The organism is Neisseria sp. KEM232 (assembly GCF_002237445.1).
In the GTDB taxonomy this organism is placed as follows: domain Bacteria; phylum Pseudomonadota; class Gammaproteobacteria; order Burkholderiales; family Neisseriaceae; genus Neisseria.
Map to the genome: position 1 here is coordinate 1929077 of NZ_CP022527.1, position 14312 is coordinate 1943388.

General features: G+C 59.1%; 12 protein-coding genes, 1 tRNA gene and 2 pseudogenes. 9 read left to right on the forward strand and 6 right to left on the reverse strand.

Annotation, left to right across the window (positions count from 1 at the left end; genetic code table 11):
• Window positions 1-222: 222 nt before the first annotated feature.
• Together hemL and CGZ77_RS09550 are read right to left on the reverse strand one after the other, a co-directional pair.
• On the reverse strand, window positions 223-1506 hold the full coding sequence (hemL, locus tag CGZ77_RS09545; RefSeq protein ID WP_094031142.1) for a glutamate-1-semialdehyde 2,1-aminomutase: 1284 nt from the start codon (window positions 1504-1506) through the stop codon (window positions 223-225).
• A gap of 10 nt (window positions 1507-1516) precedes the next feature.
• Window positions 1517-1756 carry a hypothetical protein gene (locus CGZ77_RS09550; RefSeq protein ID WP_009426066.1) on the reverse strand — a complete coding sequence of 80 codons (240 nt, stop codon included), beginning with the start codon at window positions 1754-1756 and terminating at the stop codon, window positions 1517-1519.
• Window positions 1757-1920: 164 nt separating this feature from the next.
• Between CGZ77_RS09550 and CGZ77_RS09555 the strand changes: the two genes are divergently transcribed.
• Window positions 1921-1996: transfer RNA gene (locus tag CGZ77_RS09555), tRNA-Lys, on the forward strand.
• Between the two features lie 149 nt (window positions 1997-2145).
• Here CGZ77_RS09555 and CGZ77_RS09560 read toward each other — a convergent pair.
• The 3 genes from CGZ77_RS09560 to CGZ77_RS09570 all read right to left on the reverse strand — a co-directional run bounded on the left by CGZ77_RS09560 (window position 2146) and on the right by CGZ77_RS09570 (window position 5877).
• Complete coding sequence (locus tag CGZ77_RS09560; protein ID WP_094031143.1) at window positions 2146-4062, reverse strand: ATP-binding cassette domain-containing protein; 1917 nt, start codon at window positions 4060-4062, stop codon at window positions 2146-2148.
• Between the two features lie 115 nt (window positions 4063-4177).
• Entirely contained in the window at window positions 4178-4855 is a 678-nt protein-coding gene (locus tag CGZ77_RS09565; RefSeq protein ID WP_036496048.1) for a sulfite exporter TauE/SafE family protein, read from the reverse strand.
• Window positions 4856-4947: 92 nt separating this feature from the next.
• Window positions 4948-5877, reverse strand: a complete 930-nt coding sequence (locus tag CGZ77_RS09570) for an AraC family transcriptional regulator (protein ID WP_036496046.1) — start codon at window positions 5875-5877, stop codon at window positions 4948-4950.
• A 258-nt stretch (window positions 5878-6135) separates the two neighbouring features.
• Between CGZ77_RS09570 and CGZ77_RS09575 the strand changes: the two genes are divergently transcribed.
• The 8 genes and pseudogenes from CGZ77_RS09575 to CGZ77_RS09610 form a co-directional block, all read left to right on the forward strand.
• A complete protein-coding gene (locus CGZ77_RS09575) occupies window positions 6136-6480 on the forward strand; it encodes a carboxymuconolactone decarboxylase family protein (RefSeq protein WP_009426062.1) in 345 nt (114 codons plus the stop codon).
• 84 nt (window positions 6481-6564) lie between these two features.
• On the forward strand, window positions 6565-6927 hold the full coding sequence (locus CGZ77_RS09580; protein WP_009426061.1) for a rhodanese-like domain-containing protein: 363 nt from the start codon (window positions 6565-6567) through the stop codon (window positions 6925-6927).
• 94 nt (window positions 6928-7021) lie between these two features.
• On the forward strand, window positions 7022-7555 hold the full coding sequence (locus tag CGZ77_RS09585; protein ID WP_009426060.1) for a DUF302 domain-containing protein: 534 nt from the start codon (window positions 7022-7024) through the stop codon (window positions 7553-7555).
• A 508-nt stretch (window positions 7556-8063) separates the two neighbouring features.
• Window positions 8064-9782, forward strand: a complete 1719-nt coding sequence (locus CGZ77_RS09590) for a proline--tRNA ligase (protein ID WP_009426058.1) — start codon at window positions 8064-8066, stop codon at window positions 9780-9782.
• Window positions 9783-9857: 75 nt separating this feature from the next.
• Window positions 9858-11081, forward strand: a complete 1224-nt coding sequence (locus tag CGZ77_RS09595) for a DUF711 family protein (protein WP_009426057.1) — start codon at window positions 9858-9860, stop codon at window positions 11079-11081.
• 506 nt (window positions 11082-11587) lie between these two features.
• Window positions 11588-11878, forward strand: a pseudogene (locus CGZ77_RS09600) (transposase); the annotation flags it as partial.
• 109 nt (window positions 11879-11987) lie between these two features.
• Window positions 11988-12758: a sulfite exporter TauE/SafE family protein gene (locus tag CGZ77_RS09605; protein WP_094031144.1), complete on the forward strand. Its 771-nt coding sequence runs from the start codon at window positions 11988-11990 to the stop codon at window positions 12756-12758.
• A gap of 56 nt (window positions 12759-12814) precedes the next feature.
• Window positions 12815-13483 (forward strand): annotated as a pseudogene (locus CGZ77_RS09610) (IS110 family transposase); the annotation flags it as partial.
• Window positions 13484-13636: 153 nt separating this feature from the next.
• Here CGZ77_RS09610 and CGZ77_RS09615 read toward each other — a convergent pair.
• Window positions 13637-14311, reverse strand: coding sequence for an FMN-dependent NADH-azoreductase (locus CGZ77_RS09615; RefSeq protein WP_009426051.1), 675 nt, complete (start codon window positions 14309-14311; stop codon window positions 13637-13639).
• Window position 14312: the final 1 nt, after the last annotated feature.

Sequence of the window (14312 nt, forward strand, 5' to 3'; positions counted from 1 at the left end):
GGTAATACGGCAAGGCGCAGCAACGCCGTAGATTTTTTATTTTGGCTCACTATATCGTTGAGGCCGTCTGAAAAGACAGCACAGGCACACAAACATCCGTTCCGTCTGTATGAAAACGTGTGCTTCTCGGGACGGTACACTACCGCGTTTGAAAGATTGAGGCCGTCTGAAAAGTACAAAACGTTTTCAGACGGTCTTTGTGTTTGGCGATTTCGTTTTATCTCAACCTACCATCGCCTTAAACACTTCTTTCGCGGCAGACACGGTTTCGTCTATCAGCTCAGGCGTATGCGCGGCGGAAACGAAGCCTGCTTCATAGGCCGAAGGGCCGAAGACGACTTGTTTGTCGAGCATACCGTGGAAGAAGGTTTTGAAGCCGTCGGTGTTCGAGCGCACCATGTCGGCGTAGTTGCGCGGCAGGCCGTCGGCGAAATACAAGCCGAACATGCCGCCCACGCTGTCGGCGGAGAATGCGATGCCTGCGGCTGCGGCTGCGGCCTGAAAGCCCTGCACCAATTGTTCGGTACGCGCGGTCAGGTTTTCGTAGAACCCGGGGCGCTGGATGATTTCCAGCGTTTTCAAACCGGCGGCGACGGCGACGGGGTTGCCCGACAAAGTACCGGCCTGATACACGCCGCCCAGCGGGGAGATGGCGGACATAATGTCTTTGCGCCCGCCAAACGCCGCCAGCGGCATACCGCCGCCGATGACTTTGCCCATGGTGGTCAAATCGGGCGTGATGCCGTGCAGCGACTGGGCGCCGCCGAGCGCGACGCGGAAACCGGTCATCACTTCGTCGTAAATCAATACCGCGCCGTGGCGGGCGGTAAGGGAGCGCAGGGCTTTGACAAAGTTTTCAGACGGCCTGACCAAGTTCATATTGCCGGCAAACGGCTCAACAATGACGCAGGCGATTTCGCCGCCGATTTGCGCGAAGGTTTCTTCCAGTTGCGCGACATTGTTGTATTCCAACACCAGCGTGTGCTTGGTGAAATCGGCGGGCACACCGGCGGACGACGGGTTGCCGAACGTGAGCAAACCGCTGCCCGCTTTCACCAGCAGGCTGTCGGAATGGCCGTGGTAGCAGCCCTCGAATTTGACGATTTTGTCGCGGCCGGTAAAGCCGCGTGCCAGGCGGATGGCCGACATGGTCGCTTCCGTGCCCGAACTCACCAAACGCACCTGTTCGACGCTGGGCACGAGTTTGGCGATTTCTTCGGCAATCACGATTTCGCCTTCGGTGGGCGCGCCAAACGACAAACCGCCCAAGGCCGCTTCGCGCACGGCTTCAATCACTTCGGGATGCGCGTGGCCGACAATCGCCGGCCCCCACGAGCCGACGTAGTCAATATAGCGCGTGCCGTCGGCATCCCACACATAGGCGCCCTCGGCCTTTTGGATGAAACGCGGCACGCCGCCGACGCTGCCGAAGGCGCGCACGGGCGAATTGACGCCGCCGGGAATGATGTTTTTGGCGCGGGTGAAAAGTTGTTCGTTGCGGGTCATGGGGGTTTCCTTATTTTGATGCGGATGGGGTTTGAGGCCGTCTGAAAATGTCTTTAATCAAACTGCCTGCGGGAGAGTCGGTTTCGGTTTTGACATCGTGGCTGAAACGGTAGTCGGACACGGTGTCGCCGTCGTAGTCGATGCACAGCTTCCATGTGTCGCGGCGGCTTTTCATGTAGAAAAAATTGGTCGGCAGGAAATTGTAGAGCGGCAGGCGGCGCACGGCGGTTTTCCAAACGGATAAAAGCACGGCATTTTACCCTGTTTTCACTTCGTTGAAGCCGCGCTTCGGAAACGCCGTTCCCATGCGGCGGGCGCGGCCTCCCCGCCGCAGAAGCTGCCGCCGCAAAAAATTGCAGAAAATGCTTGACGGGGCGCGTCTGGCTCATTATTATGCGCGCTTTCCTTTCTTACGGGTCGTTAGCTCAGTCGGTAGAGCAGCGGACTTTTAATCCGTTGGTCGAGCGTTCGAATCGCTCACGACCCACCAATTTTAAAGCCGGGTTTTCCAACCCGGCTTTTTTTTGCCCGCATGGCTGACTATGTTTTTCAACCTGTCGGACATGCAGTGAAAAACGCCGCCCTTTTTGCAGGGCGGCGTTTTTGCGGAAACGCTCTGCGTATGCCTTTCAGACGGCCTCAGCCTGCCCCGCCCTGTTTGGCTTCGAGCGCTTCCCAGCGTTCGAGTTTTTCCATCAGCTCGTTTTCCACCGCTTCCGCACGCTGTTGCAACTCGGCGGCTTTTTCGTAGTCGCGGAACACTTCGGGGTCGGACAGTTGCGCGGCCAGTTCGTTTTGTTCGGTTTCGAGGGCGGCGATTTCGTCGGGCAGGGTATCGAGTTCGCGCTGCTCTTTGTAGGAGAGTTTGACGGTGCGGTTGGCCTTGGGTTTGGCAGACTTGGCGGATGCGTCTTCGGGCGCGGGTTTCGCAGGTGCGGCAGCCTGAAAAGCCTGCTCGCGGTTTTTGGCATCGAGATAGTCCTGATAGCCGCCGACATATTCTTTCAGACGGCCTTCGCCTTCAAAGACGATGCTTTGGGTAACGACGTTGTCGAGAAAGGTACGGTCGTGCGACACCAGAAACACGGTGCCGTCGTAGTCGCGCAGCAGCTCTTCCAGCAGCTCCTGCGTGTCGATGTCCAAGTCGTTGGTCGGCTCGTCGAGTACCAGAATATTGGCCGGGCGGGTAAACAGTTTGGCCAGCAGCAGGCGGTTGCGCTCGCCGCCGGAGAGCGAAGACACGGGGCTTTGCGCGCGGGCGGGGTGGAACAGGAAGTCTTCCAAATAGCCCATCACATGCCGTTTTTTGCCGCCGATTTCCACATAGTCGTTGCCCTGGCCTAAGGTGTAGAACACGGTGTCGTTTTCGTTGAGCGCGCTGCGGAACTGGTCGAAATAGGCGGTTTCCTGCTTGCTGCCGAGACGGATTTTGCCCGAAGTTGGCGAGAGTTCGCCCAAAATCAGCTTTAAAAAGGTGGTTTTACCGATGCCGTTGGCGCCGATCAGGCCGATTTTGTCGCCGCGCTGAATCACGGCGGAGAAGTCGCGCATGATGGGCTTGCCGCCGTAGTCGAAGCTGGCGTGTTCGAGTTCGGCGATGATTTTGCCGCTTTTTTCGCCGGCATCGAGTTTGAACGACACCTGCCCCTGCCGCTCGCGGCGCGCGGCGCGTTGGCGGCGCAGCTCTTCCAAACGGCGCACGCGGCCTTCGTTGCGGGTGCGCCGCGCTTCGATGCCTTTGCGTATCCACGCTTCTTCCTGGGCGTGGAATTTGTCGAACAGGCGGTTGTGCTCGGCTTCCACCGCCAGCTCTTCGGCTTTTTTCTCGCTGTAACGCGCGAATGAGCCGGGGTAGGAGCGCAAAATGCCGCGATCAAGTTCGACAATGCGCGTGGCAATGTGGTCGAGAAAACGGCGGTCGTGGGTGATCACAATCAGGCTGCCTGAAAAGCCGCGCAGCAGGTTTTCCAGCCAGATGATGGCATCGATGTCCAAGTGGTTGGTCGGCTCATCGAGCAGCAGGATATCGGGCTTTTGCACCCAGGCCTGCGCCAGCGCGACGCGCTTTTTCTGGCCGCCGGACAGGTTGGCGATGGTTTCGTTTTCAGGCAGCCCCAATTCGCCGATGGTCTGGCGCACGGCGGCGTCGAACTGCCAGCCGTTTTGCGCTTCGATTTGGTTTTGCAGCGCGTTCATTTCGGCGGTGAGTTCTACGTTTTCAGGCTGCTTTTCCAGTTCCGAGAGCACCGCATGATAGCGGCGCAGCACGTCGCGCAGGCTGCCCAGCCCTTCGGATACGGCGTCGAACACCGTGGCCTGCGGGTCGAAAAAACTCTCCTGCGGCACATACACCGTTTTCAGGCCGTTTTGTAAAACGAGCTGGCCGTCGTCGGGCTTCTGCACACCGGCCAGGATTTTCAACAGCGAGGACTTGCCCGCGCCGTTGCGCCCGATGAGGCCGACGCGCTCGCCGGCGTCGAGTTGGAAAGCGGCTTTGTCGAGCAGGGCGACATGGCCGACGGCAAAAGACAGGTTTTCGGCTTGGAGGATGTTCATGGGTTTGGGTTTCAACGGGATGGCAAAGGGGCGGATTGTACAGGCAAAAGGCCGTCTGAAAAGCACGGGGCATGGGTTGGGAAAGGCCGTCTGAAAGTTTCAGACGGCCTTTGGTTCACAATATTGTCAGCGCGATACGGTAAAGCTGCCACAGCGCCCAGGCGCAGACGGAAAGTCCGGCGAAGAGGCGGACGCGGCGGTTTTGCAGCAGGGTTTTGAGTTGTCCGGCAAACCAGCCGAAGGCCAAAAGATTGGGCAGGGTACCCAGCGCGAAGCAGAGCATCAGCAGGCCGCCGTGCAGGGCGCTGCCGCTGCCGAGGGCGTAGAGCGAGGCGCTGTAAACCAGGCCGCAGGGCAGCCAGCCCCACAGCAGGCCGACGGCGAAACAGGCGGGCACGCTTTTAATCGGCAGCAGGCGGTTGAGCAGCGGGTTGAGCCGTTTCCAGATCGGTTTGCCCGCGCTTTCGATATGGCGCACGAGGTCGGACAGCCCCGCCAGATAGAGGCCGAGCAGCAGCAGCAGGATGTTGGCGGCGAGGAACAAAACGGTTTGCGCGCCGCGCGTTTGGTCGAGGGAAATGCCGAACTGGCCGAGCGCGCCGACAATCAGGCCGATGGCGGTGTAGCTGGCGATGCGGCCGAGGTTCATCAGCACAATCAGCCACAGGCGGTTGATGTGCGGCGGCAGTTGCAGGGCGAAAGCGGAAGAGAGGCCGCCGCACATGGCCAGGCAGTGGCCGCCGCCAAAAAAGCCGAGCAGAAAGAGGGTGAGGAAGGAGAGGTCGCTGTTCATGGGTGTGTGCGGGTGGGAGGCCGTCCCCGCCTACGCGGGGATGACGTTTCTGAAAAAGGAGAAAACAGGGTTTTCAGACGGCCTTAATGCAGTTAAATCACAAAATCTTCCGCCGCGTCTGCCTGTTTGCGATACTGGCCGGGCGTGAGGCCGTAGGCTTTTTTAAACGCTTTACCGAAGTGGGTTTCCGAGCCGAAGCCGCAGGCCAGGGCGACGGCCAGCACGGAATCCGCGCTTTGTTTGAGCATGGCGGCGGCCTGTTGCAGGCGGATGCGGTTGACGAAGGCGTAGGGGCTGGTGCCGGTGTGCGCTTTAAACAGGCGCATCAGTTGGGCGCGGGACACGGTGGCGGCGTCGGCCATTTCTTCTATCGTCCACGCGCGCGCCGGGTCGTCGAGCACCGCCTGAATCACGCCGCGCAAACGGCGGTCGCGCCAGCCTTTGAGCAGCCCCTCGGGCAGCGGCCGCACCGGATGTTCGGCCAGGAAAACGCGCACCAGCGACACCAGCAGCACCGCCGAGAGCGCGTCGACCACCGCCTTCGAGCCGGGCTGCGGCCTGTCGGCCTCGGCCTGCAACAGCGACACCAGATGCGGCAGCGGCGTGCCGCGCATATCGAGCAGCACCGTTTCCGGCAGCCCCGCCATCAGGTCGGCCTGCGTATCGTAGGCGAAGCGGGCGCAAAACAGGCTCAAATCGGCCGCGCCTTCGCCGCTGCGTTTGAGCGTGAACGCGCCGCTGCGCTCCGAAACCACCGCCGCGCCGCTGTTGGCGCAGTCGGCCTCGCTGCTCAACACATGATCGGCGGTGCGCGGGAAAAACACCACGTCGCCCGCGCGCAGCCGCCGCGCCTTGTCGTCGGCATCCGCTTTGAGCCAGCCCTCGCCGCCCGTAACGATATGCACCAACCCCTGCCCGCGCCGCGCCTCGTGCCGCACATACCATTCGCCCTGAAACAGACACTGCACATCGACGCTGCCGCTCACCTGCGAGAGCGCCACCAGCTTGTCGAGAATATCCATTTTGCGCCACCTCATGATACGATTTGACGGGTATTATAGAACGAAAAAGACAATAATGGCGGTGTTGTCTGTTTTAATTAGTAAAACAACACGGAAAGATACAAGGCAGCAAGCCGCAGACAGTACAAGTAGTACGAGGCTGGTTTTCTTGGCATTTCCAATGCATTAGAAAACCGTCCCCTTCGAGCTAAGGCGCAGCAACGCCGTAGATTTTCGTGTTGATTCACTATAACCACAAGATTAAGGAAAGAGACCATCATGGAAACCACATTCAAAAACTGGCCCGAACATACCGCCCACGTTAAAAAAGCCTTCGGCGAAATGGGCAAAAAACACCCGAAAATGCTGCAAGCCTACGGCACATTGGAACAGGCCGCCGCCGCCGAAGCCCTCGACGCGAAAACGCGCGAACTGATCGCCATCGCCGTCGCCATCACCACCCGCTGCGAAAGCTGCATCAGCGTCCACGCCGCCGCCGCCGTCAAAGCGGGCGCAACCGAGAGCGAAATCGCCGGCGCACTGGCCACCGCCATTTCCCTCAACGCCGGCGCGGCCTATACTTACGCCCTGCGCGCCTTCGAAGCGGCGGAAAGCCAAAGCTGAAAACCGCCTAGGCCGTCTGAAATAATGCTTTCAGACGGCCTTTGAGCCGCATTATTTGTGCCATAATTACCGAAAGGAAACCCGATGAAAAAACTGCTTCTCCCCGTATTTGCCGCCGCCGCGCTGCTCGCCCAGCCCGCCTTCGCCCTCTCCCTCGCGCCCGCCCAAACGGCGCAGCAGCAGGCGCATGAGGGCGGCGTGTGGATAGACGTGCGCAGCCCCGAAGAATACGCCGCAGGCCACCTGTCGGCCGCGCAAAACATCCCGCTCGAACAAATTACCGCCAAAATCGCCGAAGCCGTGCCCGACAAAAACGCCCCCGTCAACCTCTACTGCAAATCCGGCCGCCGCGCCGGCCTCGCCAAGCAGATGCTGGAAAAACTGGGCTACACCCGCGTCACCAACCACGGCGGCTATCAGGATCTCGTCGCCAAGGGCATGAAATAACAGCCCGTTTGCAAAAAGGCCGTCTGAAAGCCTTTCAGACGGCCTCTTTTCCCAAGTGCCGCAACCGTGAAACCGTAAACCGAAGGAGAACCGAATGAATATGAAACGAAAATTTTCCGCACTGGCCGCTGCGCTGTCTCTGTCTGCCTGCGCGGGCACGCAAACGGGAACGGCGCAGCCTCCTGCGGGCGTGCACAACGCCGCCGCCGAAGCGTCAGAGGCGCGGGAGGCTGAAATGCCGCCTCCGACGAACGTGCACAGCTTCGCCAGCCGCTACGGCTTCGACGAAACCGTTTCCCGCCTGAAAAACGCCGTGCAGGCCAAAGGCATGACCGTGTTCGCCCTGATCGACCACCGCGCCGCCGCGCAAAAAGCGGGGCTGGATATGCAGCCGGCCACGGTGATTGTGTTCGGCGCGCCCAAAGCGGGCACGCCGCTGATGGCCAAAGACCCCGACTTTGCCCTGCGCCTGCCGCTCAAAGTACTGGTAACGGAAACCGACGGGCAGGTGCGCGCCGTCCTCGCCGACACCCGTTCCCTGATTGCCGACAGCCGCATTTCGGTTGCCGACGTGGAAAACACGCTCGACCGTGTGCCGGCGCTGATTGAAAAAACCGTCAGCGAATAGGACGTGTTGACATTCGGCTTGTGGGTATTTTTTGCCAAAAACACCGCCGCAAGGCTGATTGTCAACACGCCCTAAAACGCGGCGCAAAATGGCTGAGGCCGTCTGAAAACTCCGTTTGAGGGTTTTCAGACGGCCTTTCGTTTACCCACAATCTCTGTGGATAAATCTGTGTACAACTTGCGGGTAAACGGAAAAATCCCTATTGCGGCAACCGGCCGCTTAAACTGCCTAAAAAATATTCAAAAATAAAACACATAAAAATCAACAGAATATATATTTCACGATGAGACGGTTTAGCACGGCGTACTAAATTTCCAGCGAAAACAAACCGGTGCGAAATTGTGCATAAACAGAGATTGACAAGCCTGTTCCGCCGCCTGTTCCGGCTTGACTGACACTCTGTTTTTCAGACGGCCCAAGCCGCCCTGCCCCCTCTTCGGGGCATCAGCGCAGGAAAACGGTTTCGCGGTACAATGCGGCCTCGTTTTTTACAAAGAAGAACAATGCCATGAAAGCCAGCCAATTTTTCATTTCCACTTTAAAAGAAGCCCCCGCCGAAGCCGCTCTGGCCAGCCACAAGCTGATGATTCGCGCGGGTTTGATCAAAGCCAACGCCTCCGGTTTGTACACCTGGATGCCGATGGGTCTGCGCGTGCTGCGCAAGGTTGAAAACATCGTACGCGAAGAGATGAACCGCGCCGGCAGCGTCGAATTGCTGATGCCCGTGGTGCAGCCTGCCGAATTGTGGCAGGAATCCGGCCGCTGGGAGTTTTACGGCAAGGAGCTCTTGCGCCTGAAAGACCGCCACGAGCGCGATTTCTGCATGGGGCCGACCTGCGAAGAAGTCATTACCGACATCGTGCGCAAAGAAATCACCAGCTACAAGCAGCTGCCGCAAAACTTTTACCACATCCAAACCAAATTCCGCGACGAAGTGCGCCCGCGTTTCGGCGTGATGCGTGCGCGCGAATTTGTGATGAAAGACGCCTACTCCTTCCACGCCGACTACGAATCGCTGGTGCGCGACGGCTACCAGCCGATGTACGACGCCTACTGCCGCATCTTCGATCGTCTGGGGCTGAACTACCGCCCCGTCGCCGCCGACACCGGCAGCATCGGCGGCACCGGCTCGCACGAGTTTCAAGTGCTGGCCGAGAGCGGCGAAGACGTGATTGCCTACAGCGACACTTCCGATTACGCCGCCAATATCGAGCTGGCGCCGACTTTGCGTCTCTCTGGCGAGCGCAGGCAGCCTGAAAAAACGCTAGAGAAAGTGCACACGCCCGATGTGAAAACCATCGTCGCGTTGGTGGAATTTCTCAATATTCCGGTTGAACAGACGCTCAAATCCATCGTCGTCGAAGGCGAAAACGACGGCGAACCGGTGTTGCTGCTGTTGCGCGGCGACCACGAGTTCAACGACATCAAAGCCGAAAAACTCGCCGGCGTAAAAGCCCCGCTGACGATGGCCGCGCCCGAACTTATCCGCGCCCAATTCGGCGCCGACGGCGGCTCGCTCGGCCCCGTGGGCTTTAAAGGTAAGGTTTACGCCGATTTCGCCGTAGAAAAAGGCGCAGACTGGGTCATCGGCGCGAACGACAACGGCTGGCACTACACCGGTTTCAACTTCGGCCGCGACGCCGCCGAGCCCGAGTTTGCCGATTTGCGCAACGTAGTCGAAGGCGACGCAAGCCCCGACGGACAAGGCCGTCTGAAACTCGCGCGCGGCATCGAAGTCGGCCACGTTTTCCAATTGCGCGACAAATACTCCGCCGCCATGAACGCCAGCTTCCTCGACAACAACGGCAAAGCGCAAATCATGGAAATGGGCTGCTACGGCATCGGCATCACCCGCATCGTTGCCGCCGCCATCGAGCAAAACAACGACGAGCGCGGCATCATCTGGACCGACGCCATGGCGCCTTTCCAAGCCGTTATCGTGCCGATGAACTACAAAAAGTCCGACACCGTGCGCCAAGCCGCCGACCGCCTTTACGCCGAATTGCAAGCCGCCGGCGTAGATGTATTGCTGGACGACCGCGACGAGCGCGCCGGTGTGCTGCTCAACGACAGCGAATTGCTCGGCATCCCGCACCGCATCGTCATCGGCGACCGGGGCTTGAAAGAAGGCCAAGTCGAATACGCCCGCCGCACCGACAGCCAAGTGCAGAGCATCGCGCTCGCCGAAGCCGCAGCGAAAGTGGCCGCAGCGGTGAAACAAGCATAAGCAACGAAGCACAAAGGCCGTCTGAAAAGATGTTTTCAGACGGCCTATCACACACCCAAACCCAAAGGAACTCCCTTGCCGCTCACTTCCCCCGCGCTCTGCCGCATCCGCGCCATTACCGCCTTTGCCACCCTGTCGCCCGCGCAAAACACTTGGGCGGACACCCTCGCCGCCGCCAAGCACCAGTGCGACCGTCTGGCCGCCGCCTTCGCGCAGGAAGGCTACACCGTCCAATCCGTGCGCATCGTCGCCAACCCCTTCGGCGAATACCTCGACACCGCCTCGCCCGAGTCCGCCAAACAAGGGCTCGCCTACATCCAGCGCATCCTCGCCGGGCTGAACCAAAACGGCCTGCGCATCCGCTTTGCCATCGGCGAAGCCCGCAGCGCCGAAGAAATCGCCCTGCTGCCCGAGTTAATCCGCGACTACGGCGATTTGAGCAATGCCTGCGTCAACATCGCCGCCGACGAAAACGGCATCCCCGAACACGACCAAATCGAGCGCTGCACCGCCGCCGTGCAAGAAATCGCCCGCATCACCCCGCGCGGCGAAGGCAATTTCAACTTCACCGTCAATTTCAACTGCGCCCCGCTGATCCCCTACTTCCCCGCCGGCTTCCACCGCGGCGCACAGGGCGACTGCATCGTTGTCGGCTTGGAAACGCCCGACCTGCTCGCCGCCGCACTGCGCGCCTTAAACCCGCCTGCCGACCAGTCCGCCTTTCTTCAGGCTGCCTACACCGCCATGCGCCAAGCCCTGCAATACCACGCCGACCGCGTGCAGGAAATCATTGCCGCCACCGCATTGGACGGCGGCTGGCGCTATGCGGGCATGGACACCTCCGCCGCACCGTCGAAAAACTGCACCTCGATGACGGAAATCTACCGTCTGCTGCGCGTGCCGCACTTTGGCGCGGCAGGCAGCATCGAAGCCTCCGCCCTGCTCACCCGCGTGTTCAAAACGCTGGCAAACGTCAACGCCGTCGGCTTCTCGGGGCTGATGCTGGCGGTAACCGAAGACGCGGGTCTCGCCGCCGCCAGCCGCGTGCCTACCTTCGATTTGCGCGCGCTTTTGACGTACAGCAGCGTCTGCGGCATCGGGCTGGACACCGTTCCCATCCCCGGCGACACCCCCGCCGACCGCATCACCGCGCTGATGCGCGACACCGGCACCATGGCCTTCCGCCTGAACAAACCGCTCACCGTGCGCCTGTTCCCCGTACCCGGCCTGAAAGCGGGCGACATTACCGCCTTTGAAAGCGACGATTTGTGCAACTGCGCGGTGCTGGCGGTACAGTAAGCGCGGCAAAGGCAGCCTGCAAGCGTGGTTTGGGGTTTCAGGCTGCCTGAGAACAGCGAAAAACAGCCTGAAAGACTGATTGACACGTAGGTCGAGTATTTATGCCCGACAAACACGGCTGCCATACAAGCGAGCTTGGTGTCGTTGGTGCACTTGTTTGAATAAAAGGCCGTCTGAAAGGTCGATTAAGGTTTTCAGGCTGCCTTTGCCATTCCGCGTAAATCCTAAAAAACAGCCTGAAAGCTGCAACGGCACTTTCAGGCTGCTTTTTAGGCACGCAGGTCGGGAATTTATGTCCGGCAAATTGACAACAAAACAAAAAATATCGGGCATAAATGTCCAACCTTGTATATCGGAACTCCAGTATCATAGCAACAAACCGCCCGGCCGCCACCCGTACCCAACCGAGGCAAAAAACCGTTGCGTAGCTCAGGGAGCGGCCGGACACCCATCGACACAACCGGACAGTTGCCGGACAACACAACCGAATGCAAGGCAGGTTTATGATGAGTACCCAACACAATTACGCAGGCATCGACATTGCCAAACGAAACTTCGTCATCTCCGTTTCGTCTTTGTCTAAAACCAAAACCGAAACCAACAACCCCAAAGGGATCGCCCATACCGTCGAATACCTTAAAAAACACAACGTCGCACTCGTCGTGATGGAAAGCACCGGCGGTCTCGAAGTCCCCGCCGCCAAAGCCATCCACCGTGCAGGCATAGCCGTGATTATCGCCAACCCTCGTCAGACGCATCAGTTTGCCCAATCACAGTCGCTGACCAAAACCGAAGCGGGGTTGAAAAAGGTCGTCTGAACATTTTAAAACATGGATTTTCATGTGCAATACTGTTTTCAGACGACCTTTTCCCTGATAAGAAATTTCCAATAAAGCCTGAATCATCATGCCCATAGATTCCTTTTTCTACCTCTTACTCCTCACCGGATTTTGCGCCGGACTGATGAATGCGGCGGTCGGCGGCGGCGGGCTGCTGCAAGTCCCGGGGCTGTTCAACCTACTGCCCACTTCCACGCCCGTGGCTTCGGTGGTTGGCACCGACAAATTCGCTGCCTGCTTCGGCATGCTGACCGCAACGGGGCAATACCTGCGCAAAATCCCCGTGCCGTGGAAAGTGCTGCTGCCCGCCGCCGCGCTGGCGTTTGCCGCTTCCTATCTGGGCGCGAATGCCGTGGCGTATCTGCCCGTGCACTACATGAAACCGGCGATGTTGGTCATCATGGTGGCCATGTGCCTTTATACTTTTCTGAAAAAAGACTTGGGACAGGCGGTGCGCACCGAAAAACTGACGCGCCGCGAAACCTTATGCGGCTTGCTGTTCGGCACGCTCATCGGTTTTTACGACGGCATCTTCGGGCCGGGCTCAGGCAGCCTGCTGGTCTTCGTGTTCGTCCGTTTTTACGGTTATGATTTCCTGACAGCGAACGCATCCGCCAAAGTCATCAATTCCACCACCTACCTTGCCGCGCTGGCGTTTTTCATCCCGCAAGGCCATGTCGTGTGGGCATGGGCGGTGCCGCTGGCGCTGGCGAATTTATGCGGCAGCGTGGTCGGCGCGCGCTTGGCCATCCACGGCGGAACAAAATTTCTGCGTTACGGATTTATGGTGTTGCTATGCCTGACCATAGGCAAATTTGCTTGGGATTTGATTCGATAGAGATGGGGCGCGCCATAGCAGGATTAGCGTCCTGAAAGCGTTTCAGACGACCTTTGGATGCCAAAGATGCCAAAATGCTCGCCTTCTTCGCACAGATGACGGCACAGAAAGAAGGTTGGCAAACTATGCTCTACCAGCCGCCCACCGAAGCGGAAGAAGTGTTGGGAGCATTGGTTAACCGCCGCAACCAGCTGGTGGATATGCGGACTGCCGAGAAAAACCGTCTGCATCAGGTTCACGAAACGCAAGTCGAAAGCGTCAAACAACTGATTGCCCATTTTGACCGGCTGATTGACGAATTGGACAAACAAATTGACGACCACACCCACACGCATTTTGACGGCAAAGCCCAAGTGGCGGAGCAGATCAAAGGCATCGGTTCGATAACGACGGCTACGCTGATGGCGATGCTGCCCGAATTGGGACGGCTGAACCACAAACGGATAGCGAGTTTGGTCGGTATTGCCCTGCACCCGAGGGAGAGCGGGGAAACCAAATTCAAAAGCCGCTGCTTCGGCGGAAGGTCTGCGGTGCGTAAGGCGCTGTATATGGCCACCGTAGTGGCGATGCGGTTCGAACCGTTTATTCGGGATTTCTATCAGCGCCTGCTGTCCAAGGGTAAGCCGTATAAGGTTGCCGTTACGGCATGTATGCGCAAACTGCTGACGATATTGAATGCCCGGATGCGTGATTATTTTGCCGGGAACGGTATCCGAACGGCTTGATTTGAGTTTTGGTATTTTTGCCCGACGGGGTGAAAAATACAGTTGCTACGCATTTGCCACACTCGGTTTTGCATCATCGGCGTGCTTGTTTCAACAAAAGGCCGTCTGAAAGCGGTTTTTGGGTTTTCAGACGGCCTTTACCATCACAAACAATCAAACCGTTTGCGCCAGCCATTCATCTGCCACGCGCGCCACGGCGCTTTCCGCGTCCGCCAGCGACTGCTGCAAGCGTTCGCCGCCGAACTCGTCGTATTCCGCCGCCACGCTTTGCACATTGCTGATGCCGATGTAGGCGAAGGCGGTGCGCACCGAGGCTTCGACGTGGTTGGCGTAATCGGCCTGGCCGCTGTCGTAGCCGTAGTCGCCGCGCGAAGAGAGCAGCAGCAGGCGTTTGCCGCTGCCTGCGAGCATCGGCCAATAGGGCTTGCCGCTGCGGTTGCGGTCGAAGCCGAAGGTGCGGCCGACGCGTACGATGTTGTCGATATAGGCTTTAAACTGAGCGGGCGGTGCGAAGTTATACATCGGTACGCCGGACACGATGATGTCGGCGGCGATCAGCTCGTCCACCAGCGCGTCGCTTTCGCGCAGTACTTCGTTCATCCACGGTTCGCGCGCTTCGCTCGGGGTAAAGGCGGCGTGTATCCAACGGCCGCTCACCGGCGCAGGCGGGTTTTGCCCGACGTCGCGGTAAACGATGCGGCTGTCGGGGCGCGCCTGGCGCCAGCGTTCGACAAAACGCGCGCTCAGGCGGCGGGTGTGCGAACCGTAGGCGTCCTGCCCGGAAATGCCGCTACGGGCGCTGGAATCAATGTGTAAAATCGTGGTCATT

Bases quoted from the DNA above. Each gene is read 5' to 3' on its own strand.
- hemL (WP_094031142.1), bottom strand. From the start codon at position 1,506: ATGACCCGCAACGAACAACTTTTCACCCGCGCCAAAAACATCATTCCC.
- CGZ77_RS09560 (WP_094031143.1), bottom strand. From the start codon at position 4,062: ATGAACATCCTCCAAGCCGAAAACCTGTCTTTTGCCGTCGGCCATGTC.
- CGZ77_RS09565 (WP_036496048.1), bottom strand. From the start codon at position 4,855: ATGAACAGCGACCTCTCCTTCCTCACCCTCTTTCTGCTCGGCTTTTTT.
- CGZ77_RS09570 (WP_036496046.1), bottom strand. From the start codon at position 5,877: ATGGATATTCTCGACAAGCTGGTGGCGCTCTCGCAGGTGAGCGGCAGC.
- CGZ77_RS09575 (WP_009426062.1), top strand. From the start codon at position 6,136: ATGGAAACCACATTCAAAAACTGGCCCGAACATACCGCCCACGTTAAA.
- CGZ77_RS09580 (WP_009426061.1), top strand. From the start codon at position 6,565: ATGAAAAAACTGCTTCTCCCCGTATTTGCCGCCGCCGCGCTGCTCGCC.
- CGZ77_RS09585 (WP_009426060.1), top strand. From the start codon at position 7,022: ATGAATATGAAACGAAAATTTTCCGCACTGGCCGCTGCGCTGTCTCTG.
- CGZ77_RS09590 (WP_009426058.1), top strand. From the start codon at position 8,064: ATGAAAGCCAGCCAATTTTTCATTTCCACTTTAAAAGAAGCCCCCGCC.
- CGZ77_RS09605 (WP_094031144.1), top strand. From the start codon at position 11,988: ATGCCCATAGATTCCTTTTTCTACCTCTTACTCCTCACCGGATTTTGC.
- CGZ77_RS09615 (WP_009426051.1), bottom strand. From the start codon at position 14,311: ATGACCACGATTTTACACATTGATTCCAGCGCCCGTAGCGGCATTTCC.